The sequence below is a fragment of the Mesorhizobium sp. M1A.T.Ca.IN.004.03.1.1 genome, assembly GCF_003997555.1.
Taxonomy (GTDB): domain Bacteria; phylum Pseudomonadota; class Alphaproteobacteria; order Rhizobiales; family Rhizobiaceae; genus Mesorhizobium.
In genome coordinates, this window is record NZ_RZTV01000231.1 from 1 (window position 1) to 278 (window position 278).

The following is a 278-nucleotide window of genomic DNA, read 5'->3' on the forward strand; positions in this document are numbered from 1 at the left end:
AGGAAAGGCAGCCGGTGCGCCTCGCAATAGGCGACGAGATCGGCCTTCGGTAGATCGAGAAAGGGCCGTACCAGCCGGATGCCCGGCGCCAGGGGGCGCTCGACCCGCATCCCGGCAAGGCCGGAGGGTCCGCTGCCGGCGATGAGCCGCATCAGGACGGTCTCGGCCTGATCGTCGAGGGTGTGAGCGGTGAGGACGAGGCCGGCGCCGATCCGGGCGGCATGATCGGCGAGAAGCTGGTAGCGGGCGGCGCGGGCCTCCGCCTGGATCCGGCTGCC

1 protein-coding gene is annotated in these 278 nt (G+C 71.9%); it reads right to left on the reverse strand.

The genetic code is table 11. From position 1 onward, the window contains the following. A partial coding sequence (locus EOD29_RS31475; RefSeq protein WP_281059241.1) for an ATP-binding protein occupies positions 1-278 on the reverse strand: 278 nt, incomplete at both ends.